Source organism: Kitasatospora sp. NPDC004669, assembly GCF_040609455.1.
GTDB lineage: Bacteria > Actinomycetota > Actinomycetes > Streptomycetales > Streptomycetaceae > Kitasatospora.
Genome location: NZ_JBEXKB010000041.1, coordinates 20,450 through 37,931 on the forward strand (window position 1 = coordinate 20,450; position 17,482 = coordinate 37,931).

The 17,482-nt window shown below is 73.8% G+C and carries 15 protein-coding genes and 1 pseudogene; 7 read left to right on the forward strand and 9 right to left on the reverse strand.

From position 1 onward, the window contains the following. The first annotated feature begins 50 nt into the window (after window positions 1–50). The gene (locus tag ABZW30_RS29130; protein ID WP_355674231.1) at window positions 51–1,253 is read left to right on the forward strand and encodes an ROK family protein; all 1,203 of its coding nucleotides are present in this window, start codon (window positions 51–53) and stop codon (window positions 1,251–1,253) included. Between the two features lie 183 nt (window positions 1,254–1,436). Continuing rightward, window positions 1,437–2,567, forward strand: a complete 1,131-nt coding sequence (locus tag ABZW30_RS29135; protein ID WP_355674179.1) for a PLP-dependent cysteine synthase family protein — start codon at window positions 1,437–1,439, stop codon at window positions 2,565–2,567. Window positions 2,568–2,574: 7 nt separating this feature from the next. Here ABZW30_RS29135 and ABZW30_RS29140 read toward each other — a convergent pair whose 3' ends face one another. After that, entirely contained in the window at window positions 2,575–3,030 is a 456-nt protein-coding gene (locus ABZW30_RS29140; protein ID WP_355674180.1) for a DUF4267 domain-containing protein, read from the reverse strand. Window positions 3,031–3,144: 114 nt separating this feature from the next. Between ABZW30_RS29140 and ABZW30_RS29145 the strand changes: the two genes are divergently transcribed. Beyond that, window positions 3,145–3,717: a TetR/AcrR family transcriptional regulator gene (locus ABZW30_RS29145; protein ID WP_355674181.1), complete on the forward strand. Its 573-nt coding sequence runs from the start codon at window positions 3,145–3,147 to the stop codon at window positions 3,715–3,717. 85 nt (window positions 3,718–3,802) lie between these two features. On the opposite strand, the gene ABZW30_RS29150 is transcribed toward ABZW30_RS29145, so the two are convergent. From ABZW30_RS29150 to mscL, 5 genes and pseudogenes are all read right to left on the reverse strand, one after another. After that, the gene (locus tag ABZW30_RS29150) at window positions 3,803–4,090 is read right to left on the reverse strand and encodes a DUF6191 domain-containing protein (RefSeq protein WP_355674182.1); all 288 of its coding nucleotides are present in this window, start codon (window positions 4,088–4,090) and stop codon (window positions 3,803–3,805) included. Further along, entirely contained in the window at window positions 3,999–6,428 is a 2,430-nt protein-coding gene (locus ABZW30_RS29155) for a right-handed parallel beta-helix repeat-containing protein (protein WP_355674183.1), read from the reverse strand. The genes ABZW30_RS29150 and ABZW30_RS29155 overlap by 92 nt, the downstream gene beginning before the upstream one ends. Window positions 6,429–6,682: 254 nt before the next feature. Further along, entirely contained in the window at window positions 6,683–7,558 is an 876-nt protein-coding gene (locus tag ABZW30_RS29160) for an MOSC N-terminal beta barrel domain-containing protein (RefSeq protein WP_355674184.1), read from the reverse strand. A 585-nt stretch (window positions 7,559–8,143) separates the two neighbouring features. Further along, a pseudogene (locus ABZW30_RS29165) lies at window positions 8,144–8,551 on the reverse strand (DUF6643 family protein); the annotation flags it as partial. A gap of 386 nt (window positions 8,552–8,937) precedes the next feature. Beyond that, window positions 8,938–9,387: a large conductance mechanosensitive channel protein MscL gene (gene mscL / locus ABZW30_RS29170; RefSeq protein ID WP_355674185.1), complete on the reverse strand. Its 450-nt coding sequence runs from the start codon at window positions 9,385–9,387 to the stop codon at window positions 8,938–8,940. A 437-nt stretch (window positions 9,388–9,824) separates the two neighbouring features. Here mscL and ABZW30_RS29175 point away from each other — a divergent pair, with 437 nt between their 5' ends. From ABZW30_RS29175 to ABZW30_RS29185, 3 genes are all read left to right on the forward strand, one after another. Beyond that, window positions 9,825–11,030, forward strand: a complete 1,206-nt coding sequence (locus tag ABZW30_RS29175) for a glycosyltransferase family 4 protein (protein ID WP_355674186.1) — start codon at window positions 9,825–9,827, stop codon at window positions 11,028–11,030. Between the two features lie 104 nt (window positions 11,031–11,134). Further along, complete coding sequence (locus ABZW30_RS29180) at window positions 11,135–11,809, forward strand: thiol:disulfide interchange protein DsbA/DsbL (RefSeq protein WP_355674187.1); 675 nt, start codon at window positions 11,135–11,137, stop codon at window positions 11,807–11,809. A gap of 72 nt (window positions 11,810–11,881) precedes the next feature. Next, window positions 11,882–12,757 carry an alpha/beta hydrolase gene (locus ABZW30_RS29185; RefSeq protein ID WP_355674188.1) on the forward strand — a complete coding sequence of 292 codons (876 nt, stop codon included), beginning with the start codon at window positions 11,882–11,884 and terminating at the stop codon, window positions 12,755–12,757. Between the two features lie 18 nt (window positions 12,758–12,775). Here ABZW30_RS29185 and ABZW30_RS29190 read toward each other — a convergent pair whose 3' ends face one another. Both ABZW30_RS29190 and ABZW30_RS29195 read right to left on the reverse strand, forming a co-directional pair. After that, on the reverse strand, window positions 12,776–13,522 hold the full coding sequence (locus ABZW30_RS29190; protein WP_355674189.1) for a class I SAM-dependent methyltransferase: 747 nt from the start codon (window positions 13,520–13,522) through the stop codon (window positions 12,776–12,778). 43 nt (window positions 13,523–13,565) lie between these two features. Beyond that, window positions 13,566–14,705, reverse strand: coding sequence for a glycosyltransferase (locus ABZW30_RS29195; protein WP_355674232.1), 1,140 nt, complete (start codon window positions 14,703–14,705; stop codon window positions 13,566–13,568). Between the two features lie 66 nt (window positions 14,706–14,771). Between ABZW30_RS29195 and ABZW30_RS29200 the strand changes: the two genes are divergently transcribed. Next, window positions 14,772–15,542, forward strand: coding sequence for an aspartate/glutamate racemase family protein (locus ABZW30_RS29200; RefSeq protein ID WP_355674190.1), 771 nt, complete (start codon window positions 14,772–14,774; stop codon window positions 15,540–15,542). 609 nt (window positions 15,543–16,151) lie between these two features. Here ABZW30_RS29200 and ABZW30_RS29205 read toward each other — a convergent pair. Further along, on the reverse strand, window positions 16,152–17,237 hold the full coding sequence (locus ABZW30_RS29205; protein WP_355674191.1) for a polysaccharide deacetylase family protein: 1,086 nt from the start codon (window positions 17,235–17,237) through the stop codon (window positions 16,152–16,154). Between the last annotated feature and the right edge of the window lie 245 nt (window positions 17,238–17,482).

Below are 17,482 nucleotides of genomic sequence, written 5' to 3' on the forward strand. Positions count from 1 at the left end.
ACGCGCCGCGCGACGCCAACCGCCGCGCGGCCCCCGACCGCGGTCGGACGCTGCTCGGCCCCGCGCTGTCGCTCATCCACACCGGCCAGACGCCCACCCGCTCCGCGCTCACCCGCGCGCTGGACGTCACCCGGGCCACCGCCGGGGCGGTCACGGCCGAACTGGAGGCGCTGGGCCTGATCACGGTCGACTCGCGCCCGGCCGGCGGCGGTCGCGGCCGACCCTCGCACCGGCTGGCGATCGACCCCCGGGGGCCGGTGGTAGTCGCCGGGCAGATCCACGCCGACCAGCTCGGCGTCGCCCTGGTCGGCCTCGGCGGGCTGCTCGATCCGCCGGTCCACCTGCCACTGCCCGCCGCCACCGACCCGGTCCGGATGCTGCGCGCGGTCGCCCAGTCGGGTGCCGAACTGGCCCGCTCGACCGACCGTCGCTGCCTGGCCGCCTCGCTCGCGCTGCCCAACCCCGTCACCGAGCCCGACGGCACCGCGCTGGCCGCGCTGCACTTCGCCTGGCCCAGCGGCACCCCGGTCGCGGATCTGTACGACGTCGAGGTCGGCCGCGCCGACCACGGCCCGAACGCCCTGCGTCCGCTGCCCACCTTCGTCGGCAACGACGCCAACCTCGCCGCGCTCGCCGAGTACCGCCACGGCGCCGGGCGCGGTGCCCGCCACCTGCTGCTGGTCACCTCCGGCCACAGCGGCGTCGGCGGCGCGCTGGTGATCGACGGTCACCTGCACACCGGCAGCGCCGGACTCGCCCTGGAGGTCGGCCACCTCACCGTCGACCCGCAGGGCCGCCCCTGCGTCTGTGGCAACCGGGGCTGCCTCAACTCCGAGACCGACCCCGACGCGCTGTTCGCCGCCGCCGGGCTCGCCCCGGAGCCCGAGCGCCCGCTGCTCGACCAGGCCCGCGAGCTGTGCTGGGCGGCCGCGACCGACGAGCGGGCGCGGGTGGCGGTGGAGCACGTCATCGACCGGCTCGGGCTCGGGCTGGCCGGCGTCGCCAACATCCTCAACCCGGACCGGGTGGTGCTCAGCGGCCTCCACCTCGATCTGCTGGAAGCCGCCCCCGACCGGCTGCGCGCGGTGGTCGCCGAGCGCTGCCTGTGGGGGCGCAGCGGACGGGTGCCGATCGTCGGGGCGGAGCTGGAGCACGGCGCGCTCGCCGGCGCGGCCGAGCTGGGCTGGGGACCGTACCTGGCGGACCCGCAGTCGGTGCCGGCCGGAAGCCGGTCCACGGCGGGGCCGGCCTGATGCGGCCGGTCTGAACGGTGCGGGCCTGACGCGGCCGGCCTGAACGGTGCAGGCCTGAACGGTGTCGGCGGCGTCGCCCGAGGGGCGATAAGCGGAAGCTGGGCTTCCGGAAACGGTCACTTATCGTGACCCCCGTACACTCGTAGTGAGCAGCGGGGGGCCGCAACGAGGGAGTAGTGACCAATGAGCACCCAGCCCGGTGGGAGCCCCGGCATCGAGCCGACCGTCGACGTCGACCGCTCGGACCCGCAGTACCGCGCCTGGCTCAAGGAGGCGGTGCGCAAGGTCCAGGCCGACGCCAACCGCTCCGCCGACACCCACCTGCTGCGCTTCCCGCTGCCGGCCGAGTGGGGGATCGACCTCTACCTCAAGGACGAGTCCACCCACCCGACCGGCTCGCTCAAGCACCGCCTCGCCCGCTCGCTCTTCCTCTACGGGCTCTGCAACGGCTGGATCCGCCCGGGCAAGCCGGTGATCGAGGCCTCCAGCGGCTCCACCGCCGTCTCCGAGGCCTACTTCGCCCAGCTGGTCGGGGTGCCGTTCATCGCCGTCATGGCCAAGAGCACCAGCCAGGCCAAGATCGACCTGATCCAGTTCCACGGCGGCGAGTGCCACCTGGTCGAGCGTTCGGACGAGGTGTACGAGGCCTCCGCCCGGCTCGCCGAGGAGACCGGCGGGCACTACATGGATCAGTTCACCTACGCCGAGCGGGCCACCGACTGGCGCGGCAACAACAACATCGCCGAGTCGGTCTTCGCCCAGCTGCGGCTGGAGCCGTACCCCGAGCCGGCCTGGATCGTCGCCACCGCCGGTACCGGCGGCACCTCGGCGACCATCGCCCGCTACGTGCACTACATGCAGTACGACACCCGGATCTGCGTCGCCGACCCGGAGAACTCCTGCTTCTTCGACGGCTGGGTGCACCACGATCCGGACGCCGTCTGCGACAGCGGCTCCCGGATCGAGGGCATCGGACGGCCCCGGATGGAGCCGAGCTTCGTCCCGGGGGCGATCGACCGGATGATGAAGGTGCCGGACGCCGCCTCGATCGCCGCGGTGCGGGTGCTGGAGCAGGTGCTCGGGAAGAAGGCGGGTGCCTCCACCGGGACGGGGCTGTGGAGCGCGCTGCGGATCGTCGCCGAGATGCGGGCGGCCGGGCGTACGGGCAGCGTGGTCGGTCTGATCTGCGACCCGGGGGACCGCTACCTCGACAAGTACTACTCCGACGACTGGCTGGCCGGCGAGCGGATAGACATCGCGCCCTACCGGGCCGCCATGGAGTCCTTTCTGGCGGGCGGCGCCTGGACCGGCTGACGCCGCCTCAGTCTTCGGTCGTGGCGGCAGGGTTGCGGTGCTCGGTGAGCAGCAGCCCGGCCGCCACGGCGACGCCGACCGCGGTCGCGCCGTGGACGCCGAGGGCGGTGGCGGTGGAGCCGTGGTGGCTCAGCACGGTGATGGCGTCGTCGAGCGGGATCAGCACGTCGACGAGCAGCAGCCATCCGAGGGCCCGGCGTTGGCCGGTGAGGAGCAGGACCAGTGGGGCGATGCCGGAGGCGAGGTCGCGGATGCCCTTGATGCTGAAGAAGGCCGCGGCCCCGCCGTGCGGCCACTCGGGCAGGCCGAAGCCCGGGACGATGCTGTCCGGCGCGACGAGGTAGCCGACCCCGACGTAGCCGATGCCCAGGGCGATCAGCACGGTCAGCGTGTCGGCGGTCAGCGCGCGGGCCCGGGCGGCCCGCCCGGAGGTGCTGCGGCTGCTCAGGGTGGTGCTGGACATGGGTCCCCCTCGGGTCCGAAGGCTTGGCGCCGCTCTGTTGTCTAGCGTCGCTAGGAATAGGAGTGAAGCTAGCGCGGTCGTTGCTCCCTTGTCTAGCGCTGCTAGGATTCGGTTATGTCGATTCATCAGCGCCGTGAGCGTGAACGTGCCGAGCGACACCGGCTGATCATCAGGACCGCCCGGGAACTGGCCGAGGCCGAAGGTTGGGACGCGGTGACGACCCGTCGACTGGCGGAGCGCATCGAGTACAGCCAGCCCGTGCTCTACAGCCACTTCGCGGGCAAGAACGAGATCGTCGCGGCCGTCGCGCTGGAAGGCTTCGCGGAACTGGCCGCGGACCTGCGGGCCGTCGCCGACAAGGCGGACGGGCCGGCGGCGGCGTTCGCGGCGGCCGCGCGGGAGTACCTGGCCTTCGGGCTCGCCAATCCGGCGCTCTACGACGCGATGTTCACCCTGGCCACAGACCTGCCGTTCGGGTGGCCCGACGCGCCGGAGCCGCTGAAGGAAGCGTTCGGGGCGCTGGCGGGGACCTTCGCCCAGGTCGCGGGGGAGGGGGACCCGGAGGCGTTCACGGAGGTGGGCTGGGCGTCCCTGCACGGGCTGGTGACCCTGGCGCGGGGCGGGCGGCTCCGGCCGGAGCTGGAGCAGGAGCGGGTGGAGCTGCTGGTGCGGCGGCTGTTGGGGTAGGTGGGTCGGGGCGCGGGGAACGGGTGACGGCTGACGGATTTCAGGGTCTGTCAGCTGCTCGCTGTCATCTGTTCGCCGTCAGTCGTCAGCCGTCCCCCGGCCTGCGGATCACCGCCCACCCACCCGCGAGGTCGATCCCCGTACGCTTCGGCGCGCCGTCGTGCTCGTCGTCCCGCAGCACCAGCTCGACCCGCCGCTGCTCCAACTGCACCCGCTTGCTCGGGTCCAGCGGCGCGTGCAGCTCCTCCGTCGCGGTCGCACCCGCACCGCGCCCCGAACCCCTACGGCAGCGGCGCCGTCGGCAGGTCGGCCGGCACGAGGAGCTGCAGCTCCTCCGTCGACGGGTCGGCCAGCGCTGCCACCCGCACCGCATGACGCTCGACCATCGTCTCGAACACCTGCCGGGCCGTGCGCCCGTTGCCGAAGTTGGGGCCGCGCTCCAGTCGGGCGAAGTGGTCCAGTAGCGCGCCCTCGGTCGCCTCGGAGAGCGCGTACTCGTGTTCCGCGCACTGCGCCCGGGCGATCTCCAGCAGCTCGTCCGCCGTGTAGTCGGGGAAGGTGACGGTGCGTGAGAACCGTGACGAGACACCGGGGTTGGCGGACAGGAAGCGCTCCATCTCGGCGGTGTAGCCCGCCACGATGACGACCACCTCGTCCCGGTGGTCCTCCATCAGCTTGACCAGGGTGTCGATCGCCTCGCGCCCGAAGTCCCGCGCGCCGTCCTCGGGCGCGAGCGCGTACGCCTCGTCGATGAACAGCACCCCGCCGCGCGCCCGGTCGAAGGCGGCGGCGGTGCGGATCGCGGTGGAGCCGATGTGCTCGCCGACCAGATCGACCCGGGCGACCTCGACCAGGTGTCCGCGCTGGAGCACCCCGAGCGAGGCGAGGATCTCGCCGTACAGCCGGGCGACGGTGGTCTTGCCGGTGCCGGGGGCGCCGGTGAACACCAGGTGGCGGCGCAGCGAGGGAGCCTTGAGCCCGGCCTGGCGGCGGCGCCGGCCGACCGAGATCAGGTCGATCAGGGTGCGCACCTCCTGCTTCACCGTCGCCAGCCCGACCAGCGAGTCCAGCTCGGCGAGCGCCTCGTCGGCAGGCCGGCAGTCCGGGATCGGGGCGATCGCAGACGAAGCCGAGGCCGCCGAAGCCCCCGAAGGAGCGGCCAACACGGGCACGGCGGCGGTCAGTCGGGCCGGCCGAGGCGCCGGTACCTCAGTGGCGGCGCCCGCAGGGGCGGCCGGCCCGACATCGTCCGACGTGCACCCCTCCGTGATCGGCCCCGGCTCGGAGAACTCGAACCCGGCCCGCTGGTTCTGCTCCGTGCGGCAGCGGGTGAGCTGGGTGCGGCACCCGTCGATGATGTGGAAGCCGAAGCCCTTGCCGTGCGAGACCCGGCAGTCCTCGAAGGTGCCCCGCCCCTGCGCCGAGACGTACACCCCGGCGTCCGTGCTGGCCCGCACGGTGCAGTCGCGCAGCACCGGGTCGGCGCCCTTGGTGACGATGACGCCGGTGGCCACGTCCGAGATCTCGCAGCCGGTGAGCTGTCCGCCGCTGCCGTGGTCGCGGAACCAGAGCCCGGTGCCGGCCTCCTGCACCCGGCAGCCGGCCAGGGAGACGGTGGCACCGCCGCTGACCGAGACCGCCGAGCTGCGGATCCGGCTGAACGAGCAGCCCTCGGCGACGGCGGCGGAGTCCCGGTCGAGGACGAACAGCGCGTCCGGCAGGTCGTGCAGCGAGCAGTCGGTGAGGGTGAGCCGAGCGCCGTCGCTGACCCACAGCGCCGGGTACTCGCCGGTGGAGCCGTGGATCTGGCAGGACTCGGCGACCGCCTCGGTGCCCTGGTCCCAGACCGACAGCGCCCCGCGACCGAAGTCCCGCACGGTGCTGTGGACGAGGCTGAGCCGGGAGCGTCCGCGCAGGTCGGCGCCGTTCTCCGGCAGGTCGTGCACCCGGCAGCCGGTGAGTACGAGCTCGGCCTCGCCGTCCAGGGTCAGGCCGTTGCCGGTGACCCGGTGGATCTCGCAGTCGACCAGTCGTCCGCCGGCCTGCGCCTCGGCCTGCACGCCGCTGCCGCGGATCTCGTAGATCTCGCAACCGGTCAGTTCGGCCGCGCTGCCCGGGTCGGAGAGCAGCACTCCGGCGCCGGAGGTGTGGTGGACGCGGCAGCGGTCCAGCGCGGCGGTCGCGCCGCCGAGGACGGCGAGCCCGGCCTGGCCGGCCGCGGCGACCTCGCAGTCCTCGAAGGCGGCGGCGGTCCCCTCGCCGCGCAGCCGCAGTCCGAGACCGCCGGGGTTGGCGACCACGCAGCCGCGCAGGCTCGGCCGGGCGCCGCCGCCGACCTCGATCCCGGTGGCGGAGCGGGTCTCGACCCGGCAGCCGCTGAACGCGGGCGTCGCCTGCGGGCCGGTGACCAGGACGGCCGGGCTGGAGCTGTCGCCGCCCTCGATCACCAGGTCGCGTACGGTCGCGGCGGCGGTGACGGTGAGCGCCACCCCGGAGGCCGGCTCGATCCGGACGGTGCCCGGGCCCTGGGCCGGCACGATCGTCACCGGCTTGTCCAGCAGCACGTTCTCCCGGAAGGTCCCCGGCCGGACGGTCACGGTGTCGCCCGGTTCGGCGGCCGCCAGGGCCTCCGCGAGCGTGTCGTACTCGCCCGCGCGGCGACGCCAGCGGGATGCGCTGTCCTGGGTGACCCGGACCCTGTGCTCAGCCATGACGGTCTGTCGTCCCCACCTTCGTGCCGGCGATCAACGGGCCGTACGCGCGGGGTGCGCGGGCCGTCCGCCCCACCGTAGCGCGCCTGTATGGGTGCTCCGGCCGCCCGCGGGTGCGCGGACACCGCTAGCACCCACCGCGGCCACAGGTTCCGACCACTTGTTCAACGAGCGCGCACAGCCTGGGTTCCGTACCGCCGCCCGGGGAGCCGGAGCGCATGCCGTGCCCCGGGGCGCTCCTTCGTTCCGGCTCGTCAGCGCCCGTCGGCGGGCCAGTGAGCTCCGTCCTCCAGCACCTCGACGTCGTCGCCGAGCCGCAGCGCGCCGAGCACGTCGCCCTCGACGCCGGCCGGGCGCTCGGGGATCAGGTTCTGCCCGAACGCGGCCTTGCGCAACAGGCGGTGGTGTCGGGCCAGGGTGCGCAGCGGCTCGGGGCCGCGCCGCTCGCCGCTCTCCTGGTCGGTGGTGGTGACCACGCAGCGGCCGCAGGGCTTGACCACCTTGAAGGTGAGCGAGCCGATCCGGATCCGGCGCCAGCCGTCCTCGGCCCAGGCCTCGGAGTCGGCGACGACCACGTTGGGGCGGAAGCGCTCCATCGGCAGGGTCTCGTGGCCGTCCGGGTGCTCGGCGGCGATCAGCTCGTTGAGCCGGTCCAGCGAGGCGGTGGTGGTGAGTAGCAGCGGGAAGCCGTCGGCCATCGAGACGGTGTCGCCGGGCTCGCCGTACTCCGGGTCGACGGGCCGGGCACGGGGGTCGTCCAGGTGCACGAGGCGGTACTCGCCGAGGTGTTCGGCGATCCAGCCGTGCGCCTTCTCGGCGGCCTCGACGGCGCGGAAGCGGGTGCCCCAGACCTCGACCTCGGCGAGCGGGTCGCCGGCCGCGACGGCGGGGGCGGTGACCTCGATCCGGGAGCCGTCGGGGGCGGTCAGCGACAGTGCGCCGTCGGGCAGCAGGGCGACCCGGATCTGTCCGAGGGCGGCGTTCTCGCGCTGGCTGACGAAGCGTCCGGTGGGATCGGCGAGCATCCAGCGGCGGTCTCCGGCCAGACCCCAGGGCTGGACCGCGGCGGTGTCCGGGCTCAGGCGGTACATCGATTTGACGGGGTAGACGTGGAGTCCGGTGAGGCGCATTCCCCCATCCTGCCAGCAGCGCTGCGGCCACCCGCGCGGCCCCCGGATCTCCCCGTACGCGCACGGACCGCCCGGGACGCCGTGGGGGGCGTTCCGGGCGGTCCGTGGATGACCCGTTTCTCCGTTCGCCCGGCGTTCAGGGGTCGCCGGGTGGTGCTCAGGTGGTGCGGGTGCGGGCCGGGTGGGGTTCGGCCCTGTGGTGCCAGGGGCTCAGTAGCCCTGGGCCTGCGACTGGTAGCCGCCCTGGAAGTTGCCGGGCTCGCCGTACGGGCCCGGGCGCTGCGGCTGCATCGGGCGGACCGGCGCGACCGGAGCCATGGCCGGGCGCAGCTGGGCGCCGCCGAAGCCCTGGTCGCCGCCCTGACCCTGGAAGCCGGGGCCGGCCGGGTTCGGGCCGCCGAAGGACTGCTGGCCGCCGAAGCTCTGCGGACCGCCCTGCGGCTGGCCGTGGCCGAAACCGGCCGGGCCGCCGTTCGGCTGAGCGCCGAAGGCCTGCGGGCCGCCCTGGCCGATGAAGGTGTTCTGGCCGCCGAAGCTCTGGCCGCCGGTCGGCTGGTAGCCACCGCTGGCGGTCTGCGCGAACGCCGGGGCGGCGGGCTGCGGCCGCTGGTACGGCTGGGGGGCGCTGTAACCGGGGACGGGCGGCTGCGGAGCGGCGGCGTACGCCGGCGCGGGCTGCGCGGGGATGTACGCCGTGGCGGGGCCGGCGGAGGGGCCGCTGCTCGGGCCGGGGCCCAGGGCGAGGCGGGCGGGCGGCAGCGCGGGGAGGTTGCTGCCAGCACTCTCGTACCCGTTGCCGTACCGGTTCTCGTAGGACGGGGCGAGGCCTGATCCGTATCCGGACGACAGCGCCGGCGGCAGGGCGGCCGGCACATTGATGGGTGCGATCTGCGGGACGCCGCGCTCAGCCACGAGGCTGTCGTAAATCGGCGTGCCGGAGGAGAAGGACGGAGAGGGGTAGCCGACTCCGTCGTAGGAGCGGGGCGAGGTCATGGGGCATACGGTAAGCCCACAATGCGCCTGCTGAGGAGAGTGGGAGGGGGAGCAGTTCGAGTGTTTACACAGTCTTCGCTCGCACAAAGGTTTCGAAAGTGGGAAGAACGGACAAATTGGCGCTCAGTTCCGGACAACCCTGGCGCCCCGTCAGTGATCGAACAGCACCCGGACGAGGCTGCCGCATGACCTTGCGGTGACCGGCCGATGGCCGACCGTGGGCCCTGCGGAGAAACTTTTGCGGACAGGGCGTGCGCCGGCGCATTCGAGCCCCTGCCAGCGGTGCGACGGGAGCTCGTGAATGTTTGGGGAATAAATTTCCCGTCAGTGCCCACAGCGGGCGATCCGGGCGCCGGTCCGAGCGGTGGGGGCTGCCTGCGGGGCCGTCAGTGCGCCTGCAGTGCCTGGCTCTGCGCGGGCAGGGCGGGCCGGGCGGCGATTTCGGACGTGCAGAAGGAGCAGCGGGTCGCGGCGGCCGGGATCGAGCTCAGACACTCCGGGCAGTCCACCTTGGCGACCGGCGTCGGCTCGGCCGACTCGAAGCGGGCCCGCAGCTTGCCGACCGGCACCACCACGGCGAAGTAGATCACCGCGCTGACCAGCACGAACCCGATCAGCGCGTTGACGAAGAGGCCGTACGGGAACTTGGTGCCGCCCACGTCGAAGGTCTTCTGGGTGAAGTCGCCGACCGCGCCGGTGGCGACCCCGACCAGCGGGGTGAGGAAGGCGCTGACGAACCCGGTGACGACGGCGGTGAAGGCCGCGCCGATCACGATGCCGACCGCGAGGTCCACCACGTTGCCGCGCAGCAGGAAGCCGCGGAATCCCTTGAACACCGGGTGACTCCAAATCCGAACGGAGAAGGGGGAGATGGGATGGAGCGGGGCCGCCCCGGGTGGACATCCTGCCGAGCGGCCCGGGCCGAGGTCCAACCGCGTTCACCCGATCCGCGTAACCGGCCGCTCACCGGTGCCCGGCCTTTCCGGGCGGCGCGCGGGCGCTCCGCGTACCGGCCTATCGGCAGCGTCGCGGCCGAACAACCGGGCGGCACGGCCTGCGACTTGATCCGGCCGGCGACTTGAGGCGGAGCGCGGCGGAGCGGAGGGGCGGCCGTCCGGAGCGGCCCGGGGCGAGACGGGGCGCACAGCGGTCGCAACCGGCGCACGACGGCGGGTCTTCGGCGCACATCGGGTGTACGGGCGCGGGCGCACTGGCCACCACCGGGTTGCGCGAAGGGGCTGTACCGGGCGTGGTGCTGTGCCAAGGTCTGTCCATGCCCGACCACACGGCGGCCGATTCGGCCGGAGCTCGCCCGCGCGTCCTGCATCTGATCAGCGACTCGCGCCGGGGCGGTGCCCAGAACTTCGCCCGTGACCTCCACCGGGAACTGCGCCGCCGAGGCCAGGCCTCCGCGCTGTGCGCCCTCGCCCCGCACCCGGCCTCGCCACCCGCCCGGTCGGGTGCGGTCGCTTCGGGGGTGTGCACCGCGGAGACGGTCGTTCCGGGCACCTGCGACGAGGAGTGCCCCGACACCGCCGGTCTGCGCGCCGCCGCCGTCCTCGGCCCCGGCCGGCTGCGTCCGAGCACCCTGCGCGCGCTGCGCTCCGCCGCCCGCGCCGCCGACGTGGTGCTCGCCCACGGCTCCGACACCCTGGCCGCCTGCGCCCTCGCCCTGGCCGGCACCCGCACCCCCTTCGTCTACGTCTCGGTCGGCCACCCCCGCTACTGGACCGCCAACCGGCTGCGCAGACTGCGCGGCGGCGCGCTGATGCACCGCGCCGCCGCCGTCACCACGCTCACCGACGAGGCGCGCGAGGTCCTGGAGGGGCAGTTCCAGCTCCCCGGGGGCAAGGTCCGGGTGATACCCAACTCCCGTGCCGCCGAGAGCTATCCGCCCGCCGACGGCCGGGCCGAGCGGCGCGCCGCCCGGCACGCCCTGGGCCTGCCCGCGGACGTCCTGCTGGTCGCCTGGATCGGTGCGATAGCGCCGGAGAAGCGGCTCGACCTCGCCCTCGACGTGCTCGACCGGCTGCCCGACGTCCGGCTGGCCGTCGCCGGGGACGGCCCGCTGCGCGAGACCCTGGCCCGCCACCCGGCGGCCGCCCGCGCCCACTTCCTCGGCCCCCTGCCCGACCCCGTCCCGCTCTACCGGGCCGCCGACGCACTGCTGCTCACCAGCGACAGCGAGGGCGTGCCCGGTGCGCTGATCGAGGCGGCGCTGGCCGGGGTGCCCGCCGTCGCCACCGACGTCGGCTGGGTGCGCGAGGTGGTCCGGGACGGCGCCACCGGCGCGCTGGTCGCCCCGGGGGACCCGCTCGCCCTGGCCGAGGCACTCGCCAAGGTACTCGCCTGCAACCGGGCGGGCCTCGGCGCGGCCGCCCGGGCACACGCGCTGGAGCACTTCGAGCTCGGCGCGGTGGTGGACGACTGGCAGCGGCTGGTCGCCGAGGTGTGGACCGGCGCTTCCGACTCGCGCTGAGGGGCGGCTCGTTCGCGGGCCCAGCTGCGCCGTTCGGGCGAATCCGGGCCCGCCGCTCCGTACCGACTCGTCGGAAACGAACCGTCACCAGCAGACTTCCCGATGTGAACTCGAAGTCGCTGCTGCGGTCAACCGTCCTGCTCGCCGTCGCCGCCGGGATCGCCGCATCCCCCGTCCAGGCCGGCGCGGTGTCCCACGAACCCCCCTCCGAGGGCGTCCAGTTCGTCAAGCTCGACCCCCCGCAGCCGGTGCGCGAGAGCGCCCGTACCGAGGCGGTCGAGTTCTTCTGGTACGACTGCGACCACTCCCAGCAGCTCGAACAGCCGCTGCAGACCTGGGCGGAGAAGCACCGGGCGGACGTCGCGCTGCGCCGGGTCCCGGCGATCTGGCCGGGCAGCCCGGAGGAGGGCGCCCAGCGTGCCCATGCGCGCCTGTACTACACGCTGGAGCGCCTCGGCCTGGTCGAGCGCCTGCAGACCGGCGCCTTCCGCTCGATCCACGACGACCGGGCCGACCTCACCACCGAGGCCGCCGCCGTCGACTGGGCGGTGCGCCACGGCGTCGACGCCCAGCTGTTCCGCCAGGCCTACCGCTCCACCGAGGTGCGCGAGTCGGTGGACGACGCGGCCGCCCAGTTCGTCCGCTACGGCATCAACGAGCTGCCGACCGTGGTCGTCCAGGGTGAGTACCGCACCTCGCCGACCAAGGCGGGCGGCGTGGAGGCGATGCCCGAGGTGCTGAACTACCTGGTGCAGCAGGAGCAGCTGCAGAAGCGCTGAGCGCGGCCCGACCGGTGACGTGTGGTCAGCCCGCCCCTTGTCTAACCATTCAGATCCTGTTTAATGGTTAGCATGAGCGAGCTGACGATCCCGCACGTCCACCACCGCTACGTCGACCTCGACGGCCTGCGCGTCTTCTACCGTGAAACCGGCCCGGCCGACGCTCCCGTCCTTCTGCTGCTGCACGGCTTCCCCTCGGCCTCGCACCAGTACGCCCGGCTGCTCGACGCGCTCGGCACCCGCTACCGCCTGATAGCCCCCGACTACCCGGGCTTCGGCCACAGCGACAGCCCCGCGCCCGACGCCTTCCGCTACCGCTTCGACACCCTCGCCGACGTGCTCGAACGCTTCTGCCTCGCGCTCGACCTGGACCGCTTCGCGCTGTACGTCTTCGACTTCGGTGCACCCGTCGGCCTGCGCCTGGCCACCCGCCGGCCCGAGTGGATCACCGGCCTGGTGGTCCAGAACGGCAATGCCTACGAGGAGGGACTCTCCGACCAGGCGAGGGAGTTCATCGCCAACAAGCGCGGCGTCCCGGGCGCCGAGGGCGCCGCCCGGTCGATCCTCACCCCGGAGATCACCCGCAGTCAGTACGAGGGCGGCACCGGCGACCCGAGCCTGGTCGCCCCCGACGGCTGGACGCTCGACCAGCACTTCCTCGATCTGCCCGGCCGCAAGGACATCCAGGTCGAACTGGCCCTCGACTACTTCTCCAACGTCGAGCTCTACCCGGCCTGGCAGGAGTGGCTGCGCACCAATCAGCCGCCCACGCTGGTGGTTTGGGGGCTGGGCGACCCGTTCTTCACCGAGGCCGGTGCCCGCGCCTACCTGCGCGACCTGCCCGAGGCGGAGTTGCACGTCTTCGACACCGGGCACTTCGCGCTGGAGGAGAAGCTGCCCGAAATCGCCCCGCTGATCGACGACTTCCTCGCACGCACGCAGAAGTAGCTTGCTCCGTAGGATGGTTCAGTCGCGGCGCAGCAGATAGGTGACGAAGCCGAGTGTCCCCCGGTAGCCGTGCAGCCATTCGGTGCGGTGGCGGTCCGCAGCCTCGCGGGCGGCCGCCGCGCCCGGGTGCTCCGGGTGGTCCAGTACCCACTCGGCCAGCGAACCGGCCCAGGAGAACTCGTAGTCGTCCCACTCCCGCGCCGTGGTGACATGCGCGTACACCGGGGTCCAGCCCTCCGCGAGCACCCGGTCGGTGGTGGTCGCCAGGTCCGCGAAGTCCTCCCGGACCGCGCCCAGCCCGTCCAGCGCGGCCCGGGACGGCTCGCGCTCCCAGAAGCCCTCGCCGACCAGCAACCGGCCGCCCGGGGCCAGCAGTTCACGGGCGACCGCGAGGGTCGGCAGCAGCCCGTCGAAGGCGTGGGTGGCGCCCACGCACAGCACCAGGTCGAAGGGCTCCTCGGCGGTGAACTCCCGGGCGTCCAGATGGTGCAGGCCGATCCGGCGCACCACGCCGAGCGCGGTCGCCGTCTCCCGGGCCCGGGTCAGTGCCTCCGCGTCCAGGTCCACCCCCACCGCCCGCCAGCCCGGTCGGGCGGCCAGCGTCCGCAGCAGCCAGGCACCCTCGCCGCAGCCGAGGTCCAGCGCCCGGCCGGACTCCTGCCCGGCGAGCGCGCGGTCCAGCAGACGGGCCACCGACTCGTCCGCCAGCGGCGCCGCGATCGGGTGGTGGGCATGGGCGAGGCGGGAGATCTGCTGACGGTCCACCCGAGCAGTATGGATCCGCCCGGCCCGGAGCGCCGGGCTTTCCTCATGCCCGTGAGTACGTCCGGCCCTTCCAGGCCGCGCCCCGGCCGCGCCAGTGCTGCACCGCCGAGTCCACCGTCATCAGCAGGTACAGCGAGGCCGTGAACGGCAGCAGCAGCACGGCCGCGGCCGGCTGCCCGTAGTACCGGACCATCGGCAGATAGGTGCCCGCCATCAGCGCCCAGGCCGCCCCGCCGGCCGCCGCCACCGCCGGAGCCCCCGTCACCAGCCCGGCCACCGTCGCCACCGGCGGCACCAGGTACACCAGCGCCAGCCCCAGCACCGTCCCGAGCAGCAGCGGCGGTGAATGCCTCAGCTGGGCGTACGCGCTGCGGGACACCATCCGCCACAACTGCTCCAACCGCAGGTACGGACGGACGCTGTCCACCTGTTCCGCCAGGCCCAGCCAGATCCGCCCGCCCGAGGACTTCACCGCCCGGGCCAGCGACACATCGTCGATCACCGCCCCCCGGATCGCGGCCACCCCGCCCGCGCGCTCCAGCGCCTCCCGCCGCACCAGGGAACAGCCGCCCGCCGCAGCCGCCGTCCGGGCGTCGGGTCGGTTGCTCCGGCGGAACGGGTAGAGCTGGGCGAAGAAGTAGACGAAGGCCGGGACGATCAGCCGCTCCCAGCCGGTCTCCACCCGCAGCCGGGCCATCTGCGACACCAGGCCGAGCCCGTTGCTCTCGGCGGCGGCCACCAGGTCGGCCAGCGAATCCGGGCCGTGCGCGATGTCCGCGTCCGTCAGCAGCAGGTACTCGACGTCCGGACCGGCCACCTCCACCCCGTGCCGCAGCGCCCACAGCTTGCCTGTCCAGCCGGACGGCAGCGGGGGAGGGATGGTCACGGTCAGCTCCAGCCCGTCCACCGTCCGCAGCTCCGCGGCCAGTGCGCCGGTGTCGTCCGAGCTGTGGTCGTCCACCAGGATCACCCGCGCCCGCCCCGGGTACTCCTGTGCCAGCAGCGTCGGCAGACTCAGCGGCAGCACCGCCGCCTCGTCCCGGGCCGGTACCACGACCGCCACCCGCGGCCACCGCTCCGGCGGGCGGCGCGGCGGCAGCCGCACGTCGGTGCGCCAGAACAAGCCGTGGCAGCACGCCAGCCAGAGCCAGACCAGCAGGGAGAACGCGGCGATCCACAGCAGGACGGTCACCCCGGAAGTCTGCCGCAGAACGGGCTCCGGCGGGAGGATCGACTAAAGTCTTGCCCCGTGAAGATCGCACTGATGGACTCCGGAATCGGCCTGCTGGCCGCCGCCGCCGCCGTTCGGAAGCTGCGCCCGGACGCCGATCTGGTGCTCTCTTCCAACCCGGCCTCGATGCCGTGGGGGCCGCGCACACCCGAAAAGATCACCGAGCTGGCCCTCGGCTGCTGCCGGGCGGCCGCCGCGTACGAACCCGACGCGCTGGTGATCGCCTGCAACACCGCCTCGGTCCACGCGCTCGCCACCCTGCGCACCGAACTGGAGCCCGGACTGCCCGTCATCGGCACCGTCCCGGCGATCAAGCCCGCCGCCGCACTCGGCGGCCGTGTCGCCATCTGGGCCACCCCGGCCACCACCGGCAGCGCCTATCAACGCGGCCTGATCTGCGACTTCGGCGGTACCGCCGAAGTCACCGAGGTTGCTTGCCCGGGCCTCGCGGACGCCGTCGAGCACGGGGACGACGACGCCATCACCACCGCCATCGCCAACGCCGCCGCGCGTACTCCGGTGGGCACCGACACGATCGTGCTCGGCTGCACCCACTACGAACTCGTCGAGGACCGCATCCGCGCCGCCGTCGCCCCCACCGCCTCCCCGGCCCTCACCTTCCACGGCTCCGCCGACGCCGTCGCCGCCCAGGCCCTCCGCCGCATCGCCGACCCCACCCGCATCGGCACCGGCACCCTCACCGTCCTCCACGCGGGCGTCCACGCCACCCTCCCCGAGGCCGCCGCCCTCTACCCCCAGGGCCGCTCCCTGGCCACCCTCATCCCCTGACGGGAATGCCGGCCCAGCCGACTCCTCACACTGTGGCTCCCCGACTGGCTCGAACGGATCGCCCGGCCAGCAGCTTCTCGGCCGTTCGTGCAGGAAGTCGGCCAGGCCGACTTCCTGCACGGGGTGGGCCTTCCCGAAGCTTGAGACCGAGCTGAATCAGCCATTCCTCGGGCCTGGCCGCTCGGGCACGGCGTGTGCCTGAGCGGCACGTGCGTCCGGACCCGATGCCTTCGGTGGGAGCCGCGCGGTGGCGCCTGTCCCCAGCGAGCGCCTCGGGCTGGGGGCGGCATGTCGGCCACCCGGGGCCGAGCCGGGCCTGCTCGTGGGAGGTGCTGCTCCGGCGCGGCCGGTGTCGGAGTGGAGCACAGCCTCCCGGCCCCCGGTGTCTCGCGCTGGTGTCGGCTTCCTATCGGTGTCCGCGAAGAAGCTCGTGGGCCGTCTGGGCAGGCTGCGTGCCTGAGAGGCACGCAGCCTGCCGCATGAAGGAGCCGAGCGGCTGGTCGGGCGTGGACTGCCCTGTGCCGGCCCGGCAAGGCACGGACCGGAGCGAGTCCGCCGCCGTGGGGGAAGCCAGGTCCCGGGTGGCTTCCCCCACAGCGGGGGGTGATGTCAGGCGACCGCTTGGCGGCGCCAGCGGCGGTAGGCGGGTTCGAGGCCGGAGAGGATGGTGTCGAAGCGGCGGGTGCTGGTGGTGGAGTCGACCTGGAGGCGGCTGATCTGGAGGGGGTGGGTGGGGAGGCGGGGGCCGAGGCGGTGGTCGGAGAGGAAGCCGAGGCGGTAGCCCAGTTCCTGCAGGACGGTTTCGGCACGGGGGTCGTGGCCGCCGTCGGGGTAGGCGAAGGCGGTCGGGGGTTCGCCGAGCCAGCGGGTGAGGGCTTCATGGGCGCCGGTGATCTCGGCGCGGACGGTGGCGTCGTCGCAGCGGCCGAGGCACGGGTGCCCCTGGGTGTGGTTGCCGATGGCGACGCCACCGTCCCGCAGGGCGAGCAGGTCGGCGGGGGTGAGTTGTTCCTGGCCGGGCGGTCGGCGGTCCGCGCTGGCCCGCAGTTCGTGCAGGCTGCGGCGTCGGTCCGGGTCGGGCATGGCCTTGAGTCGGAGGAGTAGCTGGGACGGGCGGCCGCAGTCGAGCGAGCGGGCGCGGCCGCCGTGGCGGGCGAGGAAGTCGGCCTCGTGCCACCAGAAGGGGCGCTCGGTGCCGATGAGCTCGGAGATGACGAAGGCGGTCGCGGGGATGCCCCGCGCGTCGAGGGCGGGCAGGGCGTGGGTGAGGACGCTTCGGTCGGCGTCGTCGAAAGTGACCAGGACACTGCGCGGCGGCAGCGGCCGCCGCTCGGTGACGGCCTGGAGCACGGCTTCGAGTGAGACCGGGGTGGCCAGTCTTCGCAGCCGGTCGAGCTGGGCGCCGAAGGAGTGGTGGTCGGTCACCCCGTGGTACGCGAGGACGGCGAGCCGCTGGGCGGCCCGGGCCCGGAACAGGGGTTGCACGGGGGCGAACCGCAGCCATTCGCCCCGCGCGTCCTGTCGTTCCGTCTCGGCGTGCCCCGCGGTGACGGGCGTCCGGTGCGGGTCGGCGCCGAGGTGGTCGGCGCCGTAGTGGTCGGCCGCCCACCCGGTGGGCGGCGGCAGCGCCCGCACGCCGGGCACGGGCCTGGCGCGGGCGATGGAGATCGGTGTGGTGGACTGGGTTTGCGGCAACGGTTCCCCCTCGGTCGCCGAGCGGCGTGGCGGTCCCGCCGGAGGGCGGAGCCCGGCCTCCGACTCCAGGAAGCGGCGGCTCCGCTCCCTGGGTATTCCGGTTCTTGGTGGGGGTGGGGGATTCTCACCCGTCCCGTGAACGGCTCCTGGATCACTCGATGCCATTGAGACCGCTGCCCCGCATGGATGGTTGTACCGGGGGGACGAGGATTTTTCGTGGACTGATTGTGGAGCATGAACACGGC

Excerpts from the sequence above, each read along its gene's own strand:
- ABZW30_RS29135 (WP_355674179.1), top strand. The coding sequence starts at position 1,437 with ATGAGCACCCAGCCCGGTGGGAGCCCCGGCATCGAGCCGACCGTCGAC.
- ABZW30_RS29140 (WP_355674180.1), bottom strand. The coding sequence starts at position 3,030 with ATGTCCAGCACCACCCTGAGCAGCCGCAGCACCTCCGGGCGGGCCGCC.
- ABZW30_RS29145 (WP_355674181.1), top strand. The coding sequence starts at position 3,145 with ATGTCGATTCATCAGCGCCGTGAGCGTGAACGTGCCGAGCGACACCGG.
- ABZW30_RS29150 (WP_355674182.1), bottom strand. The coding sequence starts at position 4,090 with ATGCGGTGCGGGTGGCAGCGCTGGCCGACCCGTCGACGGAGGAGCTGC.
- ABZW30_RS29155 (WP_355674183.1), bottom strand. The coding sequence starts at position 6,428 with ATGGCTGAGCACAGGGTCCGGGTCACCCAGGACAGCGCATCCCGCTGG.
- ABZW30_RS29160 (WP_355674184.1), bottom strand. The coding sequence starts at position 7,558 with ATGCGCCTCACCGGACTCCACGTCTACCCCGTCAAATCGATGTACCGC.
- ABZW30_RS29175 (WP_355674186.1), top strand. The coding sequence starts at position 9,825 with ATGCCCGACCACACGGCGGCCGATTCGGCCGGAGCTCGCCCGCGCGTC.
- ABZW30_RS29185 (WP_355674188.1), top strand. The coding sequence starts at position 11,882 with ATGAGCGAGCTGACGATCCCGCACGTCCACCACCGCTACGTCGACCTC.